This is a genomic window from Microvirga sp. BSC39, assembly GCF_000739015.1.
In the GTDB taxonomy this organism is placed as follows: Bacteria; Pseudomonadota; Alphaproteobacteria; order Rhizobiales; family Beijerinckiaceae; genus Microvirga.
Genome location: NZ_JPUG01000054.1, coordinates 19183 through 38586 on the forward strand (window position 1 = coordinate 19183; position 19404 = coordinate 38586).

Below are 19404 nucleotides of genomic sequence, written 5' to 3' on the forward strand. Positions count from 1 at the left end.
ATTACCGGACCAACCATGCTTGGGCCCTGCCGGATCGGCAGGGCTGTCGAGGCCGAGAGCGTTAGCCTTCGTCTTCCTCATCGGGATCGGTCACGTCGACCAGGAACATGATGTAGGGGCCTTCCTCCTCGTCATCATCCTCTTCGTCCTCGTCGAAGTCGGCTCCCTCGAACTCCGCCTTCTCCTCCTCGGTGGCCGGTCTGACGTTCAGGCTGGCGAAACCGTCCCAGAGGGGAGCGCCTTCGCTCTCGAGGACCTTGAGATCGTCCTTGAATTCCTCGCTCATGAGGAGTTCGCGGGCTTCTTCCTCATTCGCATTGGTGATGGCAACAGGCTTGTCGCTGATCGTAAGCGTGAACATCGTTCTTCCTTTCCATTCGCCCGCAGGGGATATCCACTAACGCTTCACCCGCCTGTTCGTGGCAGCCTCCTGATACAGGGGCCGGGGAGAAAAGCCATCGCCGGCAACCTCTGACCTGGGCGTAATTACTGAACGCCCTTGTTTTTGAGCCAGGCCTGCATCTCGGCGATCTCGCGCTCCTGCTCGCGGATAACGTCCTGGGCCCATTTGCGGATCTGTTCGTCCTTCGCATGCTGAAGTGCCACCTTCGCCATGTCGATCGCGCCCTGGTGATGGGGAATCATGCTGCGCACGAAGTCGATGTCGGCATTGCCGCTGAAGGCGATGTCCATGTTCTTGTGCATCGTCTCGTTCGCCTGCCTGTAGCCCTGGGTCGCAGGCGTGTCGGGCGTCCTCGCCGTCTGTGCGGGAGTGGAGTGGCCGGAATGACCGCCGTGGGCGCCCTGTGCGGCGGCAAGGGTCGGCAGGACTGCGATAGCGGTGGCAAGCGCGATGACGCGATGTTTCATGATGGTTCTCCTGAATGATGGGTGCATGATCTAGGATCGATGTCCGTGAAATGAATGCACGACGGCATGGCCCCGTCCGCGGGCAATCAGCCAGCGGTTGATCGGGAAGGCGAATGCGCCGGCGATGAGCAGAGCCACGGCAAGGCTTCCCCAGAAAAGAGGGCTGGTGAGGCCGGCATCCATCGCGCCTGGAATAACCAGCATGATCAGGTTGTCGACGAGTTCCATGATGGTGATGGAAGCCGTGTCCGCCGCAAGGGCGAGGCCCAGCGCCGTGCCGAAGGGCAGGCCGCTCCGAAGCAGGGGCAGCATGGTCAGGCCGTAGCCGAACAGGAAGGCGAGGGCGACAGCTAGGACGATCGTCGGTGCCGTTCCCCACCCGAGGGCTGTGCCGATGACAAGGCCGAGGACCTCGCCGATGGCACAGCCTGTGAGGCAGTGGATCGTGGCGCTCAGAGCGGTGCGGTTCAACCCGTCCTTGGACGACGCGCCATGATGATGGTGAACATGAGCATCGGCAGGCATGCTGGCCTCCTCATGCGGCAGGGCGGGCGACGGGCTGAGCCGGGTAGCCGCCATTGCTCAGGGCTTCGAGAAGCGCGGCCTCGCTTCGCTTGGAGGCCACCTTGACGGTTCGGGCCTCCAGATCGGCCTCAACCTGTGCCTGAGGGTCGAGGGCCTGGACCGCTCGTGTAACGGCGCGAAGGCAGCCGCCGCAATTCATACCGGGAACGTGGAAAGTATGCATGGCCGGGATCCTTTCATCTCAAGGTCCCAAGATCTGTAGGGGTTCCCACGATGGTAAGGTCAAGCGGGTGGGCCGGGTTTGTTCGAGAATTATCCTGAATGAGCATAAAGGATTGGTCCGAAGCGGCTTATCTTGGGCGTATAGCTCTGCTATCGCGGGTCTGTGTACGATTGATACGGAGTAGCCGACGCCGGTCGGAGGAGAGCGATGCGGATTGTAACCCATAGCGGCACGTTCCATGCCGATGACGTCTTCGCCTATTCCGTGCTGCGCGATGCCTTGGATGCGTTCGAGTTCGTCCGGACCCGCGATATGGCGCTGATCGACTCGGCCGACCTCATCTTCGATGTGGGCGGGATCTATGACCCTGCCCAGGGCCGCTACGACCACCACATGCGGGATCTCCCGCGGCGGGAGGACGGTACACCCTACAGCTCGGTCGGCCTGATCTGGCGGGATTACGGTCGCAAGGCCCTGCCGCGGCTCGTGCCGGGAATCGGCCAGGACGTGCTGGAATCCGTCTGGCAGGACATCGACGCGACTCTCATCGTGGCCATCGATCAAGCCGACAATGGAGTTGCCACTGCAAGTCAGAGCCATCTCGCGCTGCTGGTCGAGGCCTTCAATCCGACCTGGGACAGCGGCCAGTCCTATGACGAAGCCTTCCTCGAAGCTGCCGATTTCGCCAGAGGCATCCTGGTTCGCGCCTGCCGGCAGGCGCATGCGGAGGCTCAGGCTCTCTCCCTCGTGATGGCGGCGGCCCGGAGGGCGCGGGATGCCCGTGTGATCGTTCTCGACCGCAAGCTGCCATGGGAGAAGGCGGTTTTTGAAGGCGGCCTGAGCGATCTCCTCTTCGTCATCTACCCGAACGAAGATCTGACCGCCTGGTACTGCCGCACGGTTCCGCCCGAGCCGAGCTCCTTCGGCCAGCGCCTGTCCCTGCCCGAATCCTGGCGCGGCCTGCAGGAGACGGAGTTCTCGAGAGCCGCCGGAATCGACGACGGTGTGTTCTGCCACCCTGGCGGGTTCATCTGTGGGGCGCGCTCCCAGGAATCGGCGGTGCGTCTCGCGGAGAAAGCCATCGCCGGAGGCTGAGTCATGAAGCAGGTGCCTATCGTCTCCCACACGGCATATGTGGCATCGCTCCCCGACGATCATCGGTTCCCGATGCTGAAATATGGGCGTCTGGCCGAAGTGCTGGCGGATAAGGGCCTTGCTCCCAATGGCTTTGTCGTGCCGGGGGAGGCCTCTGCGGAACTGATCGCGCTGGCTCATGAGCGGGCTTATGTGGATCAGGTCTTCGCCTGCTCGGTGCCGCGCGAGATCGAGCGGCGCATCGGCCTGCCGGTGAGCGAAAGCGTCGTTCGCCGCGCCAGGGCATCTGCCGCCGGGACGCTGCTTGCGGCCCGCCTTGCGCTCCAGCATGGGCTCGCCGGCAGCACGGCCGGAGGCTCCCATCACGGGCAAAGGGAAACCGGAGCGGGCTTCTGCGTCTTCAACGATGTCGCCATCGCGGCCAAGGCGCTGAGGACGGAGCGCACGATCCAGCGCGCCCTCGTGGTCGATCTCGATGTCCACCAGGGCGACGGCACGGCGGATTGCCTGCGCGACGAGCCGGATCTCTTCACCTTCTCCATGCATGCGGAGAAGAACTATCCCGTGCGCAAGATCCCGAGCGACCTGGACATCGGCCTGCCGGACCACATGGAGGACGATGCCTATCTGGAGGTGCTCCAAGCCCATCTGCCGCGCCTTCTCGACGCAATCGAGCCGGAGCTTGTCTTTCTGAACGCGGGCGTCGACCCGCATCACGACGACAAGCTGGGACGGCTCAACCTCACTGACGAGGGCCTGCGCCGACGGGACGCTTATGTGATCGAGCAGGCGCGCAGCCGTGGCATTCCCATGGTCACCGTCATCGGCGGCGGATATTCCACGGACATCGATACTCTGGCCAAGCGGCACGCGATCGCGTTCGAGGCGATGGCCGCGTGGCACGAGGCAAACGGGTGATCCTCACGCCTGAGAGCGGGCGAGGGATGCAGCCAGCCGTGCGGCGAGCGCGGCATTGTTCTTGACCAAGGCGATGTTGGTGGCGAGGCTTCGCCCGCCAGTCCTCTCGAACAGCCTGGACAGCAGGAAGGGCGTCACGGCCTTCCCGGAAACACCGCGCGCCTTCGCTTCCGCGATTGCCGCCTCGATGAAGGCGCTCATTTCGCTGGCCGGGATCTCGTCGGCGCTTGGAACGGGGTTGGCCACGAGAACACCCCCGCCGAGGCCGAGGGCCTCCTTGGTGCGGATCAGGTCGGCGATGGCCTCAGGGGTGTCGAGGCGCAGGGGAACGGGCAACTCGCTCGTGCGGCTCCAGAAGGCCGGGAAGCGGTCCGTCCCGTAGCCGATCACAGGCACCCCGCGTGTTTCGAGGTATTCGAGCGTGCGCGGCAGGTCGAGGATGGCTTTCGCCCCGGCGCAGATCACCGCCACGGGCGTGCGGGCGAGTTCGTCGAGATCGGCCGAGATGTCCATGGTTGCCTCGACACCCTGGTGGACGCCGCCGATGCCTCCCGTGGCAAAGACCCGGATGCCGGCGAGATGGGCGCAGATCATGGTGGCGGCAACGGTCGTCGCGCCATGCCGCCTGGAAGCCACCGCATAGGGCAGGTCGGCCCGGCTCAGCTTCATCACGTCCTTGGCGGTTCCGAGCCAGTCGAGTTCCGTGTCCGACAGCCCGATCTTGATGCGTCCCTCGATGATCGCGATGGTTGCCGGCACGGCGCCGTTCTCGTGCACCACCGCTTCCACTTCGCGCGCCGTTGCTACGTTCTGGGGGTGGGGCATGCCGTGGGTGATGATGGTGGATTCAAGCGCCACAACGGCCTCGCCCGCTGCGAGAGCCGACTTCACCTTGGGAGCGATGTCGATGAAGCGGCCGGCGTTGTCGTGGTTCATGAGGGCTCCCGTTCCAAAGTCGTATTCGCTCTAAGGGACAAAGTGGCTTCCAGCAAGGCGAAGGACAGGTCAGGCCGTACGCTCGCCGTGCTTTCCACCGTCAGCGCTGCAGCCGCAGCGCCGAGGCGGGCGGCCTCCGCGAGAGAGCGGCCCTTCAGCAGCGCCACGAGAGTGGCGGCGATCAGGGCGTCTCCCGCTCCTGTTGCATCGACGATCTTCGCACCGACGGCGCCGATCCGATGGATGCCTGATCGATCCGCCACGATGAGACCGGCTTCGCCGAGGGTCAGGACGATACGCTCGGCTCCACAGGCACGAAGTCGCGCGGCTGCCTTCTCTGGAGAGGCCTCGGGCTCGCTGAGATAAGCGCGAGCCTCGTCGAGGTTGAGGAACAGCAATCCGACACCGGTCAGGTCTCGTGGCAGGCGTGCGACCTTTGGGGTCGAAACGGCGTCGATGGCCAATGTGAGCGACTGGCGGCGAGCGGTGTCGACGAGGGCGTGCAGGGTCTCGGACGGCAGGTTGCAATCGGCAAAGAGCCAAGCCGTCTGAAAATCAGGCTCCATATTGTGCAGCAGGGCTGGGGTCAGCCCATCGAAGATCGCCATGTTGGCCAAGCCGAGGGCCAACTCGCCATCGGGCTGCAGGACGGCCACATACTCCGCCGTGGCATGCTCATCCGAGAACGACATGGATCGCGTATCAATGCCGAGGCCTTGGAGGTCTTCGAGCAGGGCGCGTCCGTTCTCGTCCTCGCCGAGGATAGAGGCCAGCGAGACCGTCAGGCCGAGCCGGGCAATGTTCTCCGCAACGTTGCGTGCCACGCCGCCGAAGGAGCGCTCGGTGTGAACGGGATTGGAGGTTCCGGGCCGAAGCGCATCCAACGCCCGGTACTTCCGGTCGACGGCCGCGCCACCGATGCAGAACACCCTGCTGATACCCGTCTCCATGCCTCGTCCTCGTTCCTATTGCTCGTGCCCGGCAGACCATATGCCGAATGACCGTCAGGGCTGCAACGACAGAGAGTTATGGGGCAGGGGCGGATCCCAGGCTCACACGTCCTTCTCCGAAGGCAAGCGGCACGGCGAGCAGGGCGCGGAACTTCTTGTAGCCAGTCTCGCCAGGGAAGAAGGCATGAAGGAAAAGCCAGGGTGCTCCATCAGGGCCTAGAGCAACGGAGGGATGGCCCGGGCCAAGCCATTCCGCCGATGAGCGCAGGAGCGGCTGCTCCATCTTCCGGTAGGGACCGAGAGGGGAATCCGCAACCGCAACGCCGGTGCCGTATTCCGGCGTCGAGAAATCATTGCCCGAGTAGAACATGTGGAAGGATCCTTCATGCTCCAGGACCCAGATGCCCTCGATCAGATGCGCCTCCCAGGCCTGATCGTTCTCGAGCACGACCGTCCTCTCACCCATGAGGCGACGCGTGCTGGGATCGAACTCCTGGGCAAAGACGGGCGTGCGAAGCGCCGCGAGAATGTTGCGGACAGGCTCTGCGATCCCTTCGGAAGCATCACCCGAGAGCAAAGCCTGAAGCCGCTGCCGGAAGCCCGCGAAATCCTCCACGACCGCCTCGATCAGTACCTGCTGCACGAGAAACCGCTCCATGGGTTCCAGCGCCTCCACCCAGGGCCAGAGCGTGAGCGCCAGCGATGCCGTGCGCTGATCTTCGGGCAATGGGAACAGCGATGCGACGTGGTTTGGGTGCTCGTGCAGGAAGGCGCTCAGCAGCGCCGGCCACACATCGTTCGAATCCTCCTTCCAGAACAGGAACGTGCGACCATCCCGTGTCACGAAGAGATGAGGGTCGATCACGCCGCCGCCGACAAGAGGCGCGTCGTCACTCTCGAACGGCCCCTCCGGCCGGGAGGACCATGCAAGTCCGATAGCCAACGATCCATCCTTTTGCCGCGCAGTGAAGCAGACGAGACAGCCTTCGCCGACGAGATGCATTTCCGGCGCCCAGTAGTCGCTGACATTCAGCCCGTCCGCCGCCCAGGACGGCTTCCGTCCTTCCGGGAAGACGAAGCCCACGGGCTCCCATGATTCCAAGGTTCGCGAGCGGAGGATCGGAAAGGAGTTCGGCGCGTCGTTGGAGGTGGCAAACAGATAATACCAGTCCCCGTCCCCCGTGCGCTGCGCCGGAACGAAGGTGACGGCCGGATCGCCATAGCCATACCAGATTTCAGGCGAGATGTTCCTGTCGAGGAGAACCCGATAGGGCGCTTCGAAGGTCGGTGCCACGCTCTCCTGGCGGGTGCGGGGAAGACGGGTGCCGAAGTCGCGGGCGATCCTCTCGAAAAGGTCGAGGTAATCGCTCTGCTCCCGCCCGCACAGCTCGTAGCGGCGGCTAGTTTGCGCTCCCGTTGCATCGGTCCCTGTGATTTCATAGGCCTGTCCAGCGGCTCCCGGGGTGAGGCGAATGGTGAACGAGAAGGGCGCTGCGGGTGAGGTCTCGAGGATCATATCAGACCCAGCGCTGTTCATAGGTTTCTCCTGGCAGTATCAGGCCGACGGTGTCGCCCACAGTTACCGGCTTCGGGAGGAAGGCCGGGCATATGCCCGTCAAGGCGAGAGGCAATCGGGAGTTCCCGCATGGGTGGCATGGCTCCCCGTCGCCCGCAGTGCAGAACCGGACCGGCAGCGGAGATTACCGGTTTGCGCTGGATCAAAGCGCGGGATGCTTCCTCTCTCGTAGTCTTCCTCCGGAACATGGAGGAAGCGACCATGGGTTTGGGTACGACGATCAAGCGATGGCAGGCGAGCTGGGCGCAGGCTCACGAACTCGACGCTCTCGACAAGGACCAACGGGAAGCGCTGGCCCGTGACATCGGGATATCGGCGGAGATGCTGTCCACCCTCGTGGCGCGGGGTCCCGATGCTGCGGCCGAGTTGCCGCGCCTCATGGAGGCCTTGTCCCTCGATGCCGAGCGGGTTCGCGAGATCCATGCCGCTCTCATGCGCGACATGAGCGTCACCTGCTCGGGATGCACGACAGCGGTCCGATGCAGGGACGATCTTGCCCGCGGGCGGGCTCCGGCTCATTTCGCGGAGTACTGCCCGAACGCCGAGACCCTGCAGGAACTGGAGTGCGAGCGGATCGTGACGGCCGCGCGTCCGTGAGCGGCTGAAGGCCTTTTTCCAGTTTTGAACCCGAGCGTCCGCCATCGGTTAACCCGTCTGGATCAACCGATGGAGAGGGCTGCGGCATGGACCGGGGTGACGACAATTCGATGTCCGGACAGGGCGTGGCGGACGGTGCGGCTGTCGCCAAGGACGACCCCACCACGAAGTATCCGAAACCGCCGTTCCGCTCCCAATCTCAACCCTGGCCGGGCCTCGCCAGCCAGATGGATCCGCGCCCGGATCACGGTGAGACGAGCTACAAAGGTTCTGGACGGCTGCGCGGACGCAAGGCACTGATCACCGGCGGCGATTCCGGTATGGGGCGCGCCGCCGCCATTGCCTATGCCCGCGAAGGGGCCGATGTGGCGATCAGCTACCATCCTGACGAAGAGCCCGATGCGCGGGAGGTGATCGAACTCATCGAGAAGGAGGGCCGTGTCGCCGTGGCCCTGCCGGGCGACATTCGTGACGAAGCCCTTTGCAGCCGCATTGTGGCCGAAGCGGTGCAGCGCCTCGGCGGTCTCGACATTCTCGTCAACAACGCGGCCCGTCAGCAGCAGCGTCAGGCTCTTGCGGACATCACGTCGGAAGATTTCGACGCGACCATGAAGGCTAATGTCTATGCCATGTTCTGGATCACCAAGGCCGCGCTGCCTCATCTGACCTCGGGCTCCGCGATCATCCAGACGACATCCGAGCAGGCTTACGACCCGTCTGCCAATCTCGTCGACTATGCCATGACCAAGGCGGCGATGATGAACTTCACCAAGTCGCTCGCAAAGCAGCTCGGCCCCAAGGGCATCCGCGTCAATGGCGTTGCGCCTGGACCGATCTGGACGCCCCTGCAGGTGAGCGGCGGCGCGACCCAGGAGAAGCTGCAGCAATTCGGCGGTGACACACCCATGGGCCGTCCCGGTCAGCCGGTGGAGCTCGCTTCGATCTATGTGCAGCTTGCCGCATCCGACGCCAGTTATGCGACAGGGCAGATTTACGGGGCCGCTGGAGGGAGCGGGCAGCCTTGAGCCCGGTCATCCAGCAGGTTGTCTGACGCTGATCCGCACGAGCGACGGCAAGAATCCCTCACTCCGCATCATGGAACAGCAGCGTCGTGTTGCCGCCGATCTCGCTCGAGCCTGTCGGACGCTTCCTGCTCAGCACGGCTTCGGCCTCGGGCGAGGGCCGGCGGCTTTGATGGATTTCGAGCCAGGCGATGCGGGATGGCGGCACGGTGCCGTCGCCCGGGTAGGCCTCCTGCTTGGCACCAGTGGCCTTCTCGAAGAACGACGGATCGTCGAGGGAGCCCAGCACCCTGTCCACCAGCCGCTGCAAGGCCCCATTGTGCTCGGCGTAGAGATCGATCCCCTGGCTGCGTGCCAGCTCGGCGGTGGTGATCAAGGGTTCGGCGGCGAAGATGTGGTAGTCGCGGGCACGCTTGCCGCGTTTCATCTCGAGCGGCAGGGTCCCGTCTGGTGTGATCTGCGCAAGGCCGATGCGGGCACTGGCGAGACCCCAACGGGTCAGCGTCTCGTCGTCGGAGGCAAGGCCGGCTGCGGTGGCGCCCAGGCCTGCCCAATATCGATGATTGTTCCGGGCCGATGTGGCGTCGTTCTTGTCCATGAACGCGACGATCTGCTGGCCCAGGGTCTTCAGCCAGGCTTCGACCCGCTGCTTCTGATCGTTTGCGAGACCCGGCGCGTTGCGAACCTGCAGGTAGGCCAGCGCAAAGCCGCCAAGGGCCTGGCCCAGATTGAAGTGCGCCTGCTTGGAACGCATGTCGGTCATGGCCTTGGCCGACGCCCAGGCGTCGAGCCAGGTGAGGGTGCAGGCTGCCGCGGCGGTATTCTTCGGGTTCGACTTCACATAGGCGTTCGCGATCTTGACCAGATTGCGTCCATAGGCGCGCAGCGGCTCGACGGCCTCGGAATAGGTTTCCTCCGCATTCTCGTCGATCGTCGCACGCTGGGTGTCGTCCTGCTTGTACTTGCTCTGCGTGTCGAGGGTGACCACGGGCGCATCAGGGGCGCCGCACTCGTATCTGGGTTTGGACTGCACGTTCTCCTTGGCAGGGGCAGGCACGAGGTAGCCAGGAGCCTGAGCGTGGGCAGCGCCCGCCGATGCGGCGAGCAGGATCGTGGCAACGAAGGATGACCGCAGCGCATATCGCGCGGCAAGCCCGCTCATGTCCCGTTTTGAATCTCGCACCATGCCGCTCCTCCTGTGCCGCCGTCCGTGCAGGAACTAGGCGTACAAACCGGCAAGGCCAGGGGCGGGGCCTCAGAACGCCTGGGCAAAGCGGCGGGGCTGGGTAGCGCGGTTGCCTGCTATCGGAGGCACCAGGTCCTGTCCGCGGCCGGCGGTCACGACCAGGCGCTTCACCTCGCCTCTGAGATAGGCCTGGAGGAACTTGTCGTAATCTTTAAAGGAGACGCAGCCGTTCGAGTCTCCGCGCGGGCCGAGCAGGTAGCTGTGAGCCAGAATGCCGTCGCGGCCATAGATGGCGGGGCTTCCGCCCACCGGGTTGAGACGGATGGCGCGCACCCCGTGGAAAAGTGCTTCGCGTTCCGTGAGGATATAGGTGCCCGGCGGCGTCGAGCCTTTCATGCGGATGTTCACGTGGCGCGGGTTGTCCATCATGTCGCCAAGGCCCGAATGGGCTTCCAGCTTCTCGCCGTTCGGCATGTAGACCGTCTGGGCAACGATGTCGTAGACGGCGGTGCCTGCGCTTGCGGCATCGGGGGTGGAGCCGAAACGTGCGGTCGGCGCGATGCTCCCCGTCCCGCGATCCAGAGCCGCATAGCTGAGCGCAGCATCAGGTGGGCTGGCTGGACGGACGCCGAAGAGCTTTTCGAGGAAATTGCGGTTGTCGGCCGGTGCGACGGACGGCGCCACAGGTGTACGTGGCGTCATGGCAGCAGGCGCGCTCGCCATCTGGGGGGCAGTGGGTACCCTCGGGGTTCTCAGGTCTGCCGGCCGTGGGACCGGTAGGGGCACCAGCGTCGGCGCAACTGCCTGGGCGACCTCAACAGGCGGAGCCGGATCAGGGATCGGCTCCAAAGGAGCGATACGGACCTCACGCTGCACGGGCGAGCGGAATCCCGGCTCGATGGGCGCGTCCTGTCTGAAGGCGAGGGCACCCGGCTTCAGCGTGGGACTCGGATTGATCAGAGCCGGGTCGAGGGACAGAGCGGGCTTTAGGGGCTCGGGCGCTGCGCTGACAGTGCTACCAACCACTGTCGCGTCGGGCGTTGGGCCGCGGTATTGTTCGAAGTCGACGAAGAGGGCCACGGGGCTGAGCGAGACTGCCACAAGAAGAGCTGTGGGAAGTAGGCTGCGGTTCCGCCGAAGCGGGGCGCGACGAAGGGACGAATAAGGCTTGTGCGCCATGGCAAACTCTACGCAACAACTCGGGCTTTCCACGGGACGCTGGAGCCTGCGACCAGGCTAGGAGGCGCCGTGAGAAAGCGAAACTCTGAACGAGAGTTGATAGAACGACACCTTGGTTAAAATCAGAATAACCTCCGGGCGGCATTCGTCGGATTGATGGTTGATCCTGTTGCGGTCTTCGCCGGAATGGTAGCGGTGCGCGTCTTGCCGGAACAATCGCCTTAGGCCACTCTCCGGACGGTCGCTCCTGATCACGACGGCTAAGGCCTCGGCCGCGTCACCCGCCACGTGCTGAAGAAGAGGTTTTGCCATGATAGCCGAGACTGCAGCCTCCCCGCACGTGCGACCAGAGGGCAAAGCGTTTTTCGAACCGCGCACCTGCAGCATCCAGTATGTGGTCGCCGATCCGGAGACGAAATGCTGCGCCATCATCGATCCGGTGCTTGATTTTGAGCCGAAGTCCGGAGCGACGGCAACAACGTCGGCGGATGAACTCCTCGCCTATGTCCAGCAGCAGGGCTACGAACTGGAATGGATCCTCGACACCCATCCGCACGCCGATCATTTCTCGGCCGCCGGTTATCTGAAGGACAGGACCGGTGCGCCCACCGCCATCGGCGAGAAGGTGGTGGAGGTCCAGAAGCTCTGGAAGGCGTTCTACAACTGGTCCGACAGCTTCCCCACGGACGGGTCGCAATGGGACCGCCTCTTCGCCGACGGCGACCGGTTCAAGATCGGCAACCTGGACGTGGAGGTGATGTTCTGTCCCGGCCACACGCTCTGCTCGATTACTTATCTCGTAGGCAATGCCGCGTTCATTCACGACACGGTGTTCATGCCTGACGGCGGAACGGCCCGGGCCGACTTTCCCGGCGGCTCGGCCAAGGCGCTGTGGCAGAGCATCCAACGCATCATGGCGCTTCCTGACGAGACGCGCCTCTTCGTCGGCCATGATTACATGCCGGGCGGGCGGGCTCCGCAATGGGAGAGTACGGTGGCCCAGCAGCGCCGGGAGAACAAGCATCTCCTGATGGCTGCCACCGAGGAGGAGTTCGTGGCCTTGCGGGAAGGACGCGACCGCGAGTTGCCCATGCCCAAGCTCATCCTGAACGCCCTGCAGGTGAATATCCGCGGCGGGCGTCTGCCGGAGCCGGAAAGCAATGGCAGGCGCTATCTCAAGATCCCGCTCGATGCCTTGCCGAACGCGCCATGGGGCGATTGAGGCTCAATATGTCGCAGGAGGGTCGCGGGGGGGCCGCATTTCCACCCCTTGCGGATGCCAGTGCAATCCCCATATCAGGCTGACCCAGCGGACATTGTTGTGGACTTCGAAACGCGGCGGGCGTCACCGCCTGCTTTCGATGAGGCCGTGCCAGGACGGATGTAATCCGGCATAGCCTGTTCCTGCGCTCGCCTGACGATGCGAGTGCCCGTCTGGACCCGATCAGCCCAGGCCCGTAGCAGGCGAGGCGAGAGATGCGAAGGCATCCCGCCCGTTCGCCCCGGAGCCTGGGCTTTTTCTTGTCTGATGCGGGCCGCGGCTGCCTCAGGCTCTCGCAGAGAGTTCGGATTTGAGCCAGTCGCGGAACGCCGCCACGGCCCTTGTCGCGGGAGCTGAGCGTGCGGTTACGAACCAGTACGAGATGCCCGTGTCGTAGCGGTCAGGGAAGGGTGCCACGAGACGCCCCATGGTGATGGCATCGCAGGCGAGCGTCTCCCAGCCGAGGAACACGCCCTGGCCCGCCACCGCCGCATCCAAGCACAGGGACGCATCCGAGAAGACGGGCCCATCCCCAAGGATGGACTCGTTGAGCCCATTCGGGGCAAGCCACGCGTCCCATCCGAACATGGGCGTCGGCTCGCGGATGATCGGAACGGTGGCCAAGTCGCCCGGGCGGCGCAGGCTCTCGCCCATGGCGGGACTGCACACAGGAAAGACGAGCTGGTCGAGCAGCTTCTCGGCCTTCACATTCGGCCAACCGCCGCGCCCGACGCGGATGCACACATCCACGTCCGAGGAGCCCGGATCGACAAGCGAGACATCCGCGTCTATGCGGATGCGGAGGTCAGGGTGCTGCTCGCGAAAGCGCTGCAGGCGCCAGACCAGCCATTTGCTGGCGAAGACCGGCGCGACTGAGACCGTCAGTACTCCCTCGCGCCTGCGCTCGGCGAGCGCCAGCCCGGTCGAGATCTCTGCGAAGCCGGCGCTGAGATAGTGCAGCACGTCCTGTCCGAAGGCGGTGGCTCTCAGGCCCTTCGGGTGTCGCTCGAACAGAGGGCGTCCGAACTGCTCCTCGGCCTTGAGGATCTGCTGGCTTACCGCTCCGATGGTCACGCCGAGCTCCTCGGCGGCAGCACGCAAATTACCTAAGCGCCCGGCTGCCTCCAGGGCGCGCAGGCCGTTCAGGTGAAAGCGGTTCAGGTTGCGCATATAGCTTTTCTACAATCGGGCGCAGAAAAACGCCATTTCTTTCGACCTGAAGTGCGTGCAGCATGCAGCCATGCTGAACCTGATCTCCATCCTCAGACAGATGTTACGTCGCTCGACAGAAAACAATGAGGGAAGTCCTGGCCCGGTGTGGGAAGACGACCCTCTCGCCCATCCGGCCCTGCGGCGGATGAGCCTCGAGGAGCTTGCCGACCTGCCTTTCGACAGAGGCCCGGTTCACCTCGACGAGCCTTGCCGCTACAGACGTGCGAGCGATTCACACGAGGCGGCCGATCCGGAATGTCCACCTGGCGAGACGAGAAGAATCAGAAGGCCCGTGCCCGCCTTGAAAAACGCCTCTCCGCGCTCTTCCCGCCCTGCGTGCTCGCCCATGCGCTACGGCAGCCGCTGACCCCACCGACCCAGCGCCGGGCGGTGGAATCCTACTGGCGGCACCGGCCGCTCCTGGCCGACAGGCTGGCGCGGGCGCTCGCCGCGAAGAGCGGCCAGCCTGCGGGCTGGCAATGGCGCCTTGGGGCCGAGAAGGAGACCGGTCTGCCGTTCACTTTCCGCATGCCGCCAGCACCCTACCGAGAGGCAGCCTTTACTCGTGGGCCAGGGCATTGCTGTGTATGCGGCCAACCGGTCTATCGGCTCGGCTGGCACCGTGACCTGTGGGACGACGGCAAGCTGAACCGGAACGCCACCTGGCATGCGGCATGCGTGGTGGCCTGGCAGCTCTGGACGGCGCCGCCCGACCATCTGAGAGCGCTGAAGCTGCGCCAGAACCGCAAGTGCGCCACGACAGGCCGGCGCCTGCTCAAGACCGCCGAGGTCGACCACCGGGTGCCGCTTTTCGCCGTCTGGTCCGATCACCGCTCGAAGCCCTGGCCGGAGCTGCTTGCCTATTGGGGTGTGCCCAATCTTCAGGTGATCAACAAGGCAGCGCATCTGGAGAAATGCGCCGATGAGGCGGCCGAGCGGGCGACCCGGAGGAATTCTCTTGCCGCCGAGCTAGGTGGCGAAGCCGATGAGGCCGGGCTTTAGCAACGAGACCCGTTGTGGTGCTGAAACCCTGGGGTCAGGGACCGGCCGCTGACGTGATCACTCCCGATGTTGTCGCAAAAATCCTGTCCATTCTTGGTAGTTGATGGTTATAACCTGTCTATCCAGGGAGGGCTGCCATCATGACCATTGCCATCACAGGTGAGATCACCGCCGCACAAGATCTGAACGACGATCTCGTGATCGAACGGACTGGACTCGTGCGGGCAGGGCCAACGGCCATCACCATGAGCGGCGCGAATGCCATCAAGATCTTTGGTTCGGTCTATGGAACTGAGATCGGGATTCGAGCCGTTCCTTTCGCGCAACTGAGCATCGGCTCGACCGGCATCGTCCACGGGGAGGTCACCGCCGTCTCCGTCAGCTGGGGAGCGGTCATCCACAATGCCGGACAGATTTCCACCCTGGTCGGCAGCCGCGGGACCGGAATCCTCGCCGAGGGCTCAGCCAATGCGATCACGAATACGGGGTCCATCGAGGCCTATTATGGCATCCGCGCCGGCATGGGGGGACGGGAGGAAACCATCATCAACACCGGCACGATCCTGTCATCCGGCGGCGTCGGAATCGAGGTGAACGGGGCAGGCTGGATCACCAACGGCGGCACCATCCAATCCCTGCAAGGGGTCGGCATCAGGCTGCTGAACACGCCATCCGGCAGCAACAACTGGATCACGAACACCGGCACCATCCGGGGTGCGACAGCCATCGAGGGATCCGACAGGATCGATGTGATCACCAATACGGGCAATATCATCGGCACGGTCGATCTCGGCGACGGCAACGACCGTTACGAGGGCAGGAACGGCTACACCGACGGGCTCATCCTGCTGGGGAACGGCAACGACACGTTCCGCGGAGGCGCAGCCTGGGAAACGATCGTCGGCGGGGCCGGCGACGATCTCATCGATGGCGGAAGCGGTGATGCCGACGCGGTTCAGTTCCTGGGCAATGGCAATATCGCGGTCGATCTGAGAATCAGCGGCCCGCAGGATACCGGAGAGGGCCGCGACACGCTCATCGATATCGAGCAAGCCTATACCGGCAATGGCGCCGACAGGCTGACCGGGAACAGCGGCGACAACGGCTTCCACGCCGGTGGCGGCAACGACACGCTCGACGGCGGTCTTCGTAACGATACCATCTGGGGCGGCGACGGCATCGACACGCTCGCGTTCAGCGGCAGCACGGCCGCGACGGTCGATCTCGGCCTAGTCCTGACGCCGCAGAATACCGGCTATGGCCTCGACGTGCTCTATCAGATCGAGAACGTCAGCGGCGGCTCCGGCGCGGACAGGCTCACCGGCGACGGGGGAGCGAATGTGCTCGCCGGTAACGGCGGCAAGGACCGGCTCTCGGGCGGCGACGGGGACGACACGCTGACGGGCGGCGCGGGCAACGACATTCTGACCGGCGGCGCGGGCCGGGATGTGTTCGTGTTCGATGCCGCGCGCTCGAAGAATGTCGACACCATCGGGAATTATGCGGTCGCCGACGACACGATCCATCTGCAGAACAGCGTCTACACCAAGATCGGCGCCTCGGGCGTTCTGGCGTCGAAGGCTTTCTGGAGCGGAAAGAAGGCGCACGATGCATCCGACCGGATCATCTACGACAAGGGCACGGGCGCGCTCTATTACGACGCCGACGGCACCGGCAAAGCCGCGCAGATCAAGATCGGCCAGTTGACCAAGAACCTGAAGATGTCGGCCGCGGAGTTCTTCGTGATCTGACCACGAGGCCGGAGCCGGCCCTTGGAATTGGTGCCGTGCGCTCGCGATATGGCACCAATTCGGCTCGAAGCCGAGTCGGTGGAGAAAAACGAAAGTCGGCTCTTGCCGGGCCGCGTCTTGATTGTTTCAAATGGCACAACCAGCAGTAGAGGGTGGGCCAATGGCAGGCAAGAACATTCTCATTTTCTCCGATGGCACAGGCCAGGCTTGCGGGCTGCTGCCGGATGAGCGCCGCAGCAACATCTACAAGCTGTTCAGGGCCACGCGGATCGGGCCCGATTCCTCCATCGACCCTGCCGAACAACTCGCCTTCTACGATCCTGGGCTCGGCACGCAGGCGCTCGGGTCCACGACGCCGGTGCGTCTATGGCGATGGGTCTACAACAAGGTGAGCCAGGCCATGGGCCTAGGGCTGACCGCCAATATCATCGATTGCTACGCGGCCATCCTGACCCTGTGGGAGCCGGGAGACCGCATCTATCTGTTCGGCTTCAGCCGCGGCGCCTACACTGTGCGGTGCCTCGGAGCCGTGCTGGGCCTCTGCGGCGTGCCGACCACCATGAAGGACGGCACGCCCCTGCGCCGCGATCCAAAGACGACGCGGGCCATTGCGGAGGAAGCGGTAAAGAAGATCTACCAGCATGTGAGCTCCCCGAAGGACGAGGCCTATCTGGAGCAGAGGAGGGCTCTTGCCGCGCGCTTCCGGGCTCAGCACGGCTCCGATGCCGAGGGCAGGGCCAACGCCATTCCCTATTTCATCGGCGTGTTCGACACGGTGGCGGCTTTGGGCAGCTACAGCCTGATGGCGCTGCTGATCGCTGCGGCCGTCGTGGTCATGGCGCTAGCCGCAGGGCTCCTGTCGCTGCTGGCCTACACCCCTACCTTCTGGTTTGGGCTCCTCGCGGTCGCGGCTGCTATTCTCGGCCTGATCGGCTTTTTCAACACTTATGTGAAATACGCCGTCGGCCTCGAGGGCTACACGTTCTGGGAGACCCTTCACGTCACCCATCTCAAGATGAAGTTCTACGACAACCAGCTCAATCCGGATGTGCCTTACGCCAAGCATGCCCTGTCCATCGACGAGAACAGGGCCGATTTTGCCCGTGTGCCCTGGACCAACGAGGGCATGAACAATCAGGGAGGGCGCTTCGAGCAGGTGTGGTTTGCGGGCAACCACTCGGATGTGGGCGGCAGCTACCCAGAGAACGAATCCCGCCTCTCCGACATCGCGCTTAAATGGATGGTCGAGGCCGCGCAGGCCGTGCCCCACGGCATCAGGATCGACGGCGACGTGCTTCAGCTCTACCCGTCCTCAACTGGACCCCAGCACGACGAGTGCAAGAGCGGCCGCTTTGGCCATTTCTGGGAGAAGGGGCGTCGGGATGTGCCCGAGAACGCGGTGCTGCACGCTTCCGTCAAGGAGCGGTTCGCGCACCCCGCGGTGCTGCACTACGACGAGATGAAGCCGTATCGCCCGGAGAACCTGCGCCGCCACCGGGAGGTGAGGCAGTACTACGAGGATGGCTCAGGGGGCGGGTAAGAGGCAGTCTGCCGAGGTCTTACGGAATAGGGCCTCAGATGACGAAGAAGTCCTTGTAGGTCAGCGACGCCTTGATGCGCAGGCTGGCGATCTCAACCGCCGCGCCTGCGCCTGACCCATCGGCGTCGTAGAGGAGCACGCCCTTCTTCTTGTCGTAGACGACGTAATCGTTCGCATCCTTGGCCTTGTCTCCCACGGTGAAATAACCCTTCTTCAGGGCCACGGGCTTGTCCTTGGTGCCTGCCTTGCCGAGCTTCTTGAACACCTTGTTGTCGAGCCAGATCGAGTCGTACTTCGTGCTGAAATCAGAGATCGTGTCCATGCTCGCCGTGCTCGGCTTCGTGTCGAACACGAAGGTGTCCTTGCCGCCGAAGCCTGCGAGCATGTCCTTGCCGCCCTTGCCGTAAAGGATATCGTTGCCGCCTAGGCCCCAGATCACGTCCCGCCCGCCGTCGCCGATGAGAACGTCGGCTAAAGGACCACCCGTGGTGCCACGTCCGTTCGCGTCATAGACGTTGTAGAACTTCGTGTAGGCGCTCGCTGTCCGCCCACCTTCATCGACGGCCGTGAACTTCACGGTCTCGATACCGTCCCGAGGGAGCATATGGTCCTGGAGATCGACCGTGATGGCTTTCAGGACGGCGCTGATCACATCCTGCGTGACGGAGCCATAGAACTTGATGCTGAGCCCGTCGTGCATGTTGTCCGTGTAGCCAACCTGTGTGCCGTCGACCGCAATAGTGATCCTGCCGTAGTCGCCAAAGACCATAACCCGGTCCGTGTTGGCGATGGCGAACGTGCCGGCGCCGGACAGCGGGTCGGCATTTTCGATCCTGACTTCACGGATCGAGCCAAAATCGTCCGCGACTTGGATCGAGCCGGTGGGGTCGAGCGACACGGCCTTGCTGTTGCGGATTTCGCGTGGGCCTGCGCCGAGGCCGCTGACCGTGGGCGCATTGTCCACGCTGGTGCGCCCGCTCGCATCCGTCACGCGGTCGAAGCCCTGGTTGTGGAACGCGCGGATCTCGGCATCCGTCAGGGTATGTCCCTGAACGACCAGATGGTCGTTCGTCGTGATCTTTGCATCGAGCAGCATGGCGACGGAGAGGTCGTCCACCGTGACGGTCACGTTGCTGTCGTAGAGATGGATCCCGGTGATGTTCGCGAAGGAGGTGTTGCGTGTATCGATCGCGGTGCCGGTGAGGAACAGGAAGTTGCGATCGCCCGTGCCGCCGTCGATCAGGCTCAAGGCCTGAAGCTGCGCCGCGCTGAGATGGATCCGGTCGAGAGCCGCCGAGCCCAGCACCGTCTCGAAGTTCACGAAGCGGGCCGGAGCCGCGTTGTTGCCCCAGCCGTTCATGACCCGCGTGAGATAGAAGTCCCCGCCACCGTTCAGGACCAGCGTGTCGGTTCCGGCAAGGCCGTCGAGCGTGGCGCCCGGCAGTTGAGCGGCCGTGACCGCGATGATGTCGTTTCCGTTAGTTGCGGCAGTCAGCGCCATGATGGAAGCCCCGGCAATCTTGATGGTTGTGTCCCGATCAGGACACCATTCCTTGGTTTT

19 protein-coding genes are annotated in these 19404 nt (G+C 64.1%); 8 read left to right on the forward strand and 11 right to left on the reverse strand.

Translation table 11 applies throughout. The features are described from left to right. Positions 1 to 61: 61 nt before the first annotated feature. The 4 genes from MA07_RS08240 to MA07_RS28715 form a co-directional block, all read right to left on the reverse strand. Positions 62 to 361, reverse strand: coding sequence for a hypothetical protein (locus MA07_RS08240; RefSeq protein ID WP_036349202.1), 300 nt, complete (start codon positions 359 to 361; stop codon positions 62 to 64). Positions 362 to 486: 125 nt separating this feature from the next. Then, positions 487 to 873, reverse strand: a complete 387-nt coding sequence (locus MA07_RS08245) for a DUF305 domain-containing protein (protein WP_081928852.1) — start codon at positions 871 to 873, stop codon at positions 487 to 489. 27 nt (positions 874 to 900) lie between these two features. Beyond that, complete coding sequence (locus MA07_RS08250) at positions 901 to 1395, reverse strand: DUF4396 domain-containing protein (RefSeq protein ID WP_036349204.1); 495 nt, start codon at positions 1393 to 1395, stop codon at positions 901 to 903. A 10-nt stretch (positions 1396 to 1405) separates the two neighbouring features. Further along, positions 1406 to 1618: a heavy-metal-associated domain-containing protein gene (locus MA07_RS28715; protein ID WP_081928847.1), complete on the reverse strand. Its 213-nt coding sequence runs from the start codon at positions 1616 to 1618 to the stop codon at positions 1406 to 1408. Between the two features lie 207 nt (positions 1619 to 1825). Between MA07_RS28715 and MA07_RS08260 the strand changes: the two genes are divergently transcribed. Beyond that, positions 1826 to 2713 (forward strand): MYG1 family protein, encoded by an 888-nt coding sequence (locus tag MA07_RS08260; RefSeq protein ID WP_036349206.1) that lies wholly within the window; start codon positions 1826 to 1828, stop codon positions 2711 to 2713. 3 nt (positions 2714 to 2716) lie between these two features. Then, the gene (locus tag MA07_RS08265; protein ID WP_036349208.1) at positions 2717 to 3631 is read left to right on the forward strand and encodes a histone deacetylase; all 915 of its coding nucleotides are present in this window, start codon (positions 2717 to 2719) and stop codon (positions 3629 to 3631) included. A 3-nt stretch (positions 3632 to 3634) separates the two neighbouring features. Here MA07_RS08265 and MA07_RS08270 read toward each other — a convergent pair whose 3' ends face one another. From MA07_RS08270 to MA07_RS08280, 3 genes are all read right to left on the reverse strand, one after another. Then, entirely contained in the window at positions 3635 to 4567 is a 933-nt protein-coding gene (locus MA07_RS08270; RefSeq protein ID WP_036349210.1) for a pseudouridine-5'-phosphate glycosidase, read from the reverse strand. Next, a complete protein-coding gene (locus MA07_RS08275; RefSeq protein WP_052002949.1) occupies positions 4564 to 5517 on the reverse strand; it encodes a carbohydrate kinase family protein in 954 nt (317 codons plus the stop codon). Before MA07_RS08275 ends, MA07_RS08270 begins: the two co-directional genes overlap by 4 nt. Before the next feature lie 76 nt (positions 5518 to 5593). Continuing rightward, on the reverse strand, positions 5594 to 7054 hold the full coding sequence (locus MA07_RS08280; RefSeq protein ID WP_036349212.1) for a family 43 glycosylhydrolase: 1461 nt from the start codon (positions 7052 to 7054) through the stop codon (positions 5594 to 5596). Positions 7055 to 7294: 240 nt separating this feature from the next. On the opposite strand from MA07_RS08280, the gene MA07_RS27615 reads away from it, so the two are divergent. Then, on the forward strand, positions 7295 to 7690 hold the full coding sequence (locus MA07_RS27615; RefSeq protein WP_152568780.1) for a DUF6455 family protein: 396 nt from the start codon (positions 7295 to 7297) through the stop codon (positions 7688 to 7690). Between the two features lie 110 nt (positions 7691 to 7800). Then, positions 7801 to 8715, forward strand: a complete 915-nt coding sequence (locus tag MA07_RS08290) for an SDR family oxidoreductase (RefSeq protein ID WP_052002956.1) — start codon at positions 7801 to 7803, stop codon at positions 8713 to 8715. Between the two features lie 58 nt (positions 8716 to 8773). Here the strand turns inward: MA07_RS08290 and MA07_RS27620 are convergent, their stop codons facing one another. Next, positions 8774 to 9898, reverse strand: a complete 1125-nt coding sequence (locus MA07_RS27620) for an alginate lyase family protein (protein WP_081928849.1) — start codon at positions 9896 to 9898, stop codon at positions 8774 to 8776. Between the two features lie 69 nt (positions 9899 to 9967). Then, on the reverse strand, positions 9968 to 11077 hold the full coding sequence (locus tag MA07_RS28720) for a DUF2778 domain-containing protein (RefSeq protein ID WP_081928850.1): 1110 nt from the start codon (positions 11075 to 11077) through the stop codon (positions 9968 to 9970). A 310-nt stretch (positions 11078 to 11387) separates the two neighbouring features. Here MA07_RS28720 and MA07_RS08310 point away from each other — a divergent pair, with 310 nt between their 5' ends. Further along, a complete protein-coding gene (locus tag MA07_RS08310) occupies positions 11388 to 12299 on the forward strand; it encodes an MBL fold metallo-hydrolase (protein WP_036349216.1) in 912 nt (303 codons plus the stop codon). Between the two features lie 324 nt (positions 12300 to 12623). Here MA07_RS08310 and MA07_RS08315 read toward each other — a convergent pair whose 3' ends face one another. Then, positions 12624 to 13508, reverse strand: a complete 885-nt coding sequence (locus MA07_RS08315; RefSeq protein WP_036349218.1) for a LysR substrate-binding domain-containing protein — start codon at positions 13506 to 13508, stop codon at positions 12624 to 12626. 297 nt (positions 13509 to 13805) lie between these two features. On the opposite strand from MA07_RS08315, the gene MA07_RS08320 reads away from it, so the two are divergent. From MA07_RS08320 to MA07_RS08330, 3 genes are all read left to right on the forward strand, one after another. Next, entirely contained in the window at positions 13806 to 14552 is a 747-nt protein-coding gene (locus tag MA07_RS08320) for a hypothetical protein (protein WP_036349219.1), read from the forward strand. Positions 14553 to 14692: 140 nt separating this feature from the next. Continuing rightward, positions 14693 to 16303 (forward strand): calcium-binding protein, encoded by a 1611-nt coding sequence (locus MA07_RS08325; RefSeq protein WP_036349221.1) that lies wholly within the window; start codon positions 14693 to 14695, stop codon positions 16301 to 16303. 160 nt (positions 16304 to 16463) lie between these two features. Further along, the gene (locus tag MA07_RS08330) at positions 16464 to 17843 is read left to right on the forward strand and encodes a DUF2235 domain-containing protein (RefSeq protein WP_036349224.1); all 1380 of its coding nucleotides are present in this window, start codon (positions 16464 to 16466) and stop codon (positions 17841 to 17843) included. Between the two features lie 34 nt (positions 17844 to 17877). On the opposite strand, the gene MA07_RS27625 is transcribed toward MA07_RS08330, so the two are convergent. Further along, on the reverse strand, positions 17878 to 19344 hold the full coding sequence (locus MA07_RS27625) for a calcium-binding protein (RefSeq protein ID WP_052002953.1): 1467 nt from the start codon (positions 19342 to 19344) through the stop codon (positions 17878 to 17880). Between the last annotated feature and the right edge of the window lie 60 nt (positions 19345 to 19404).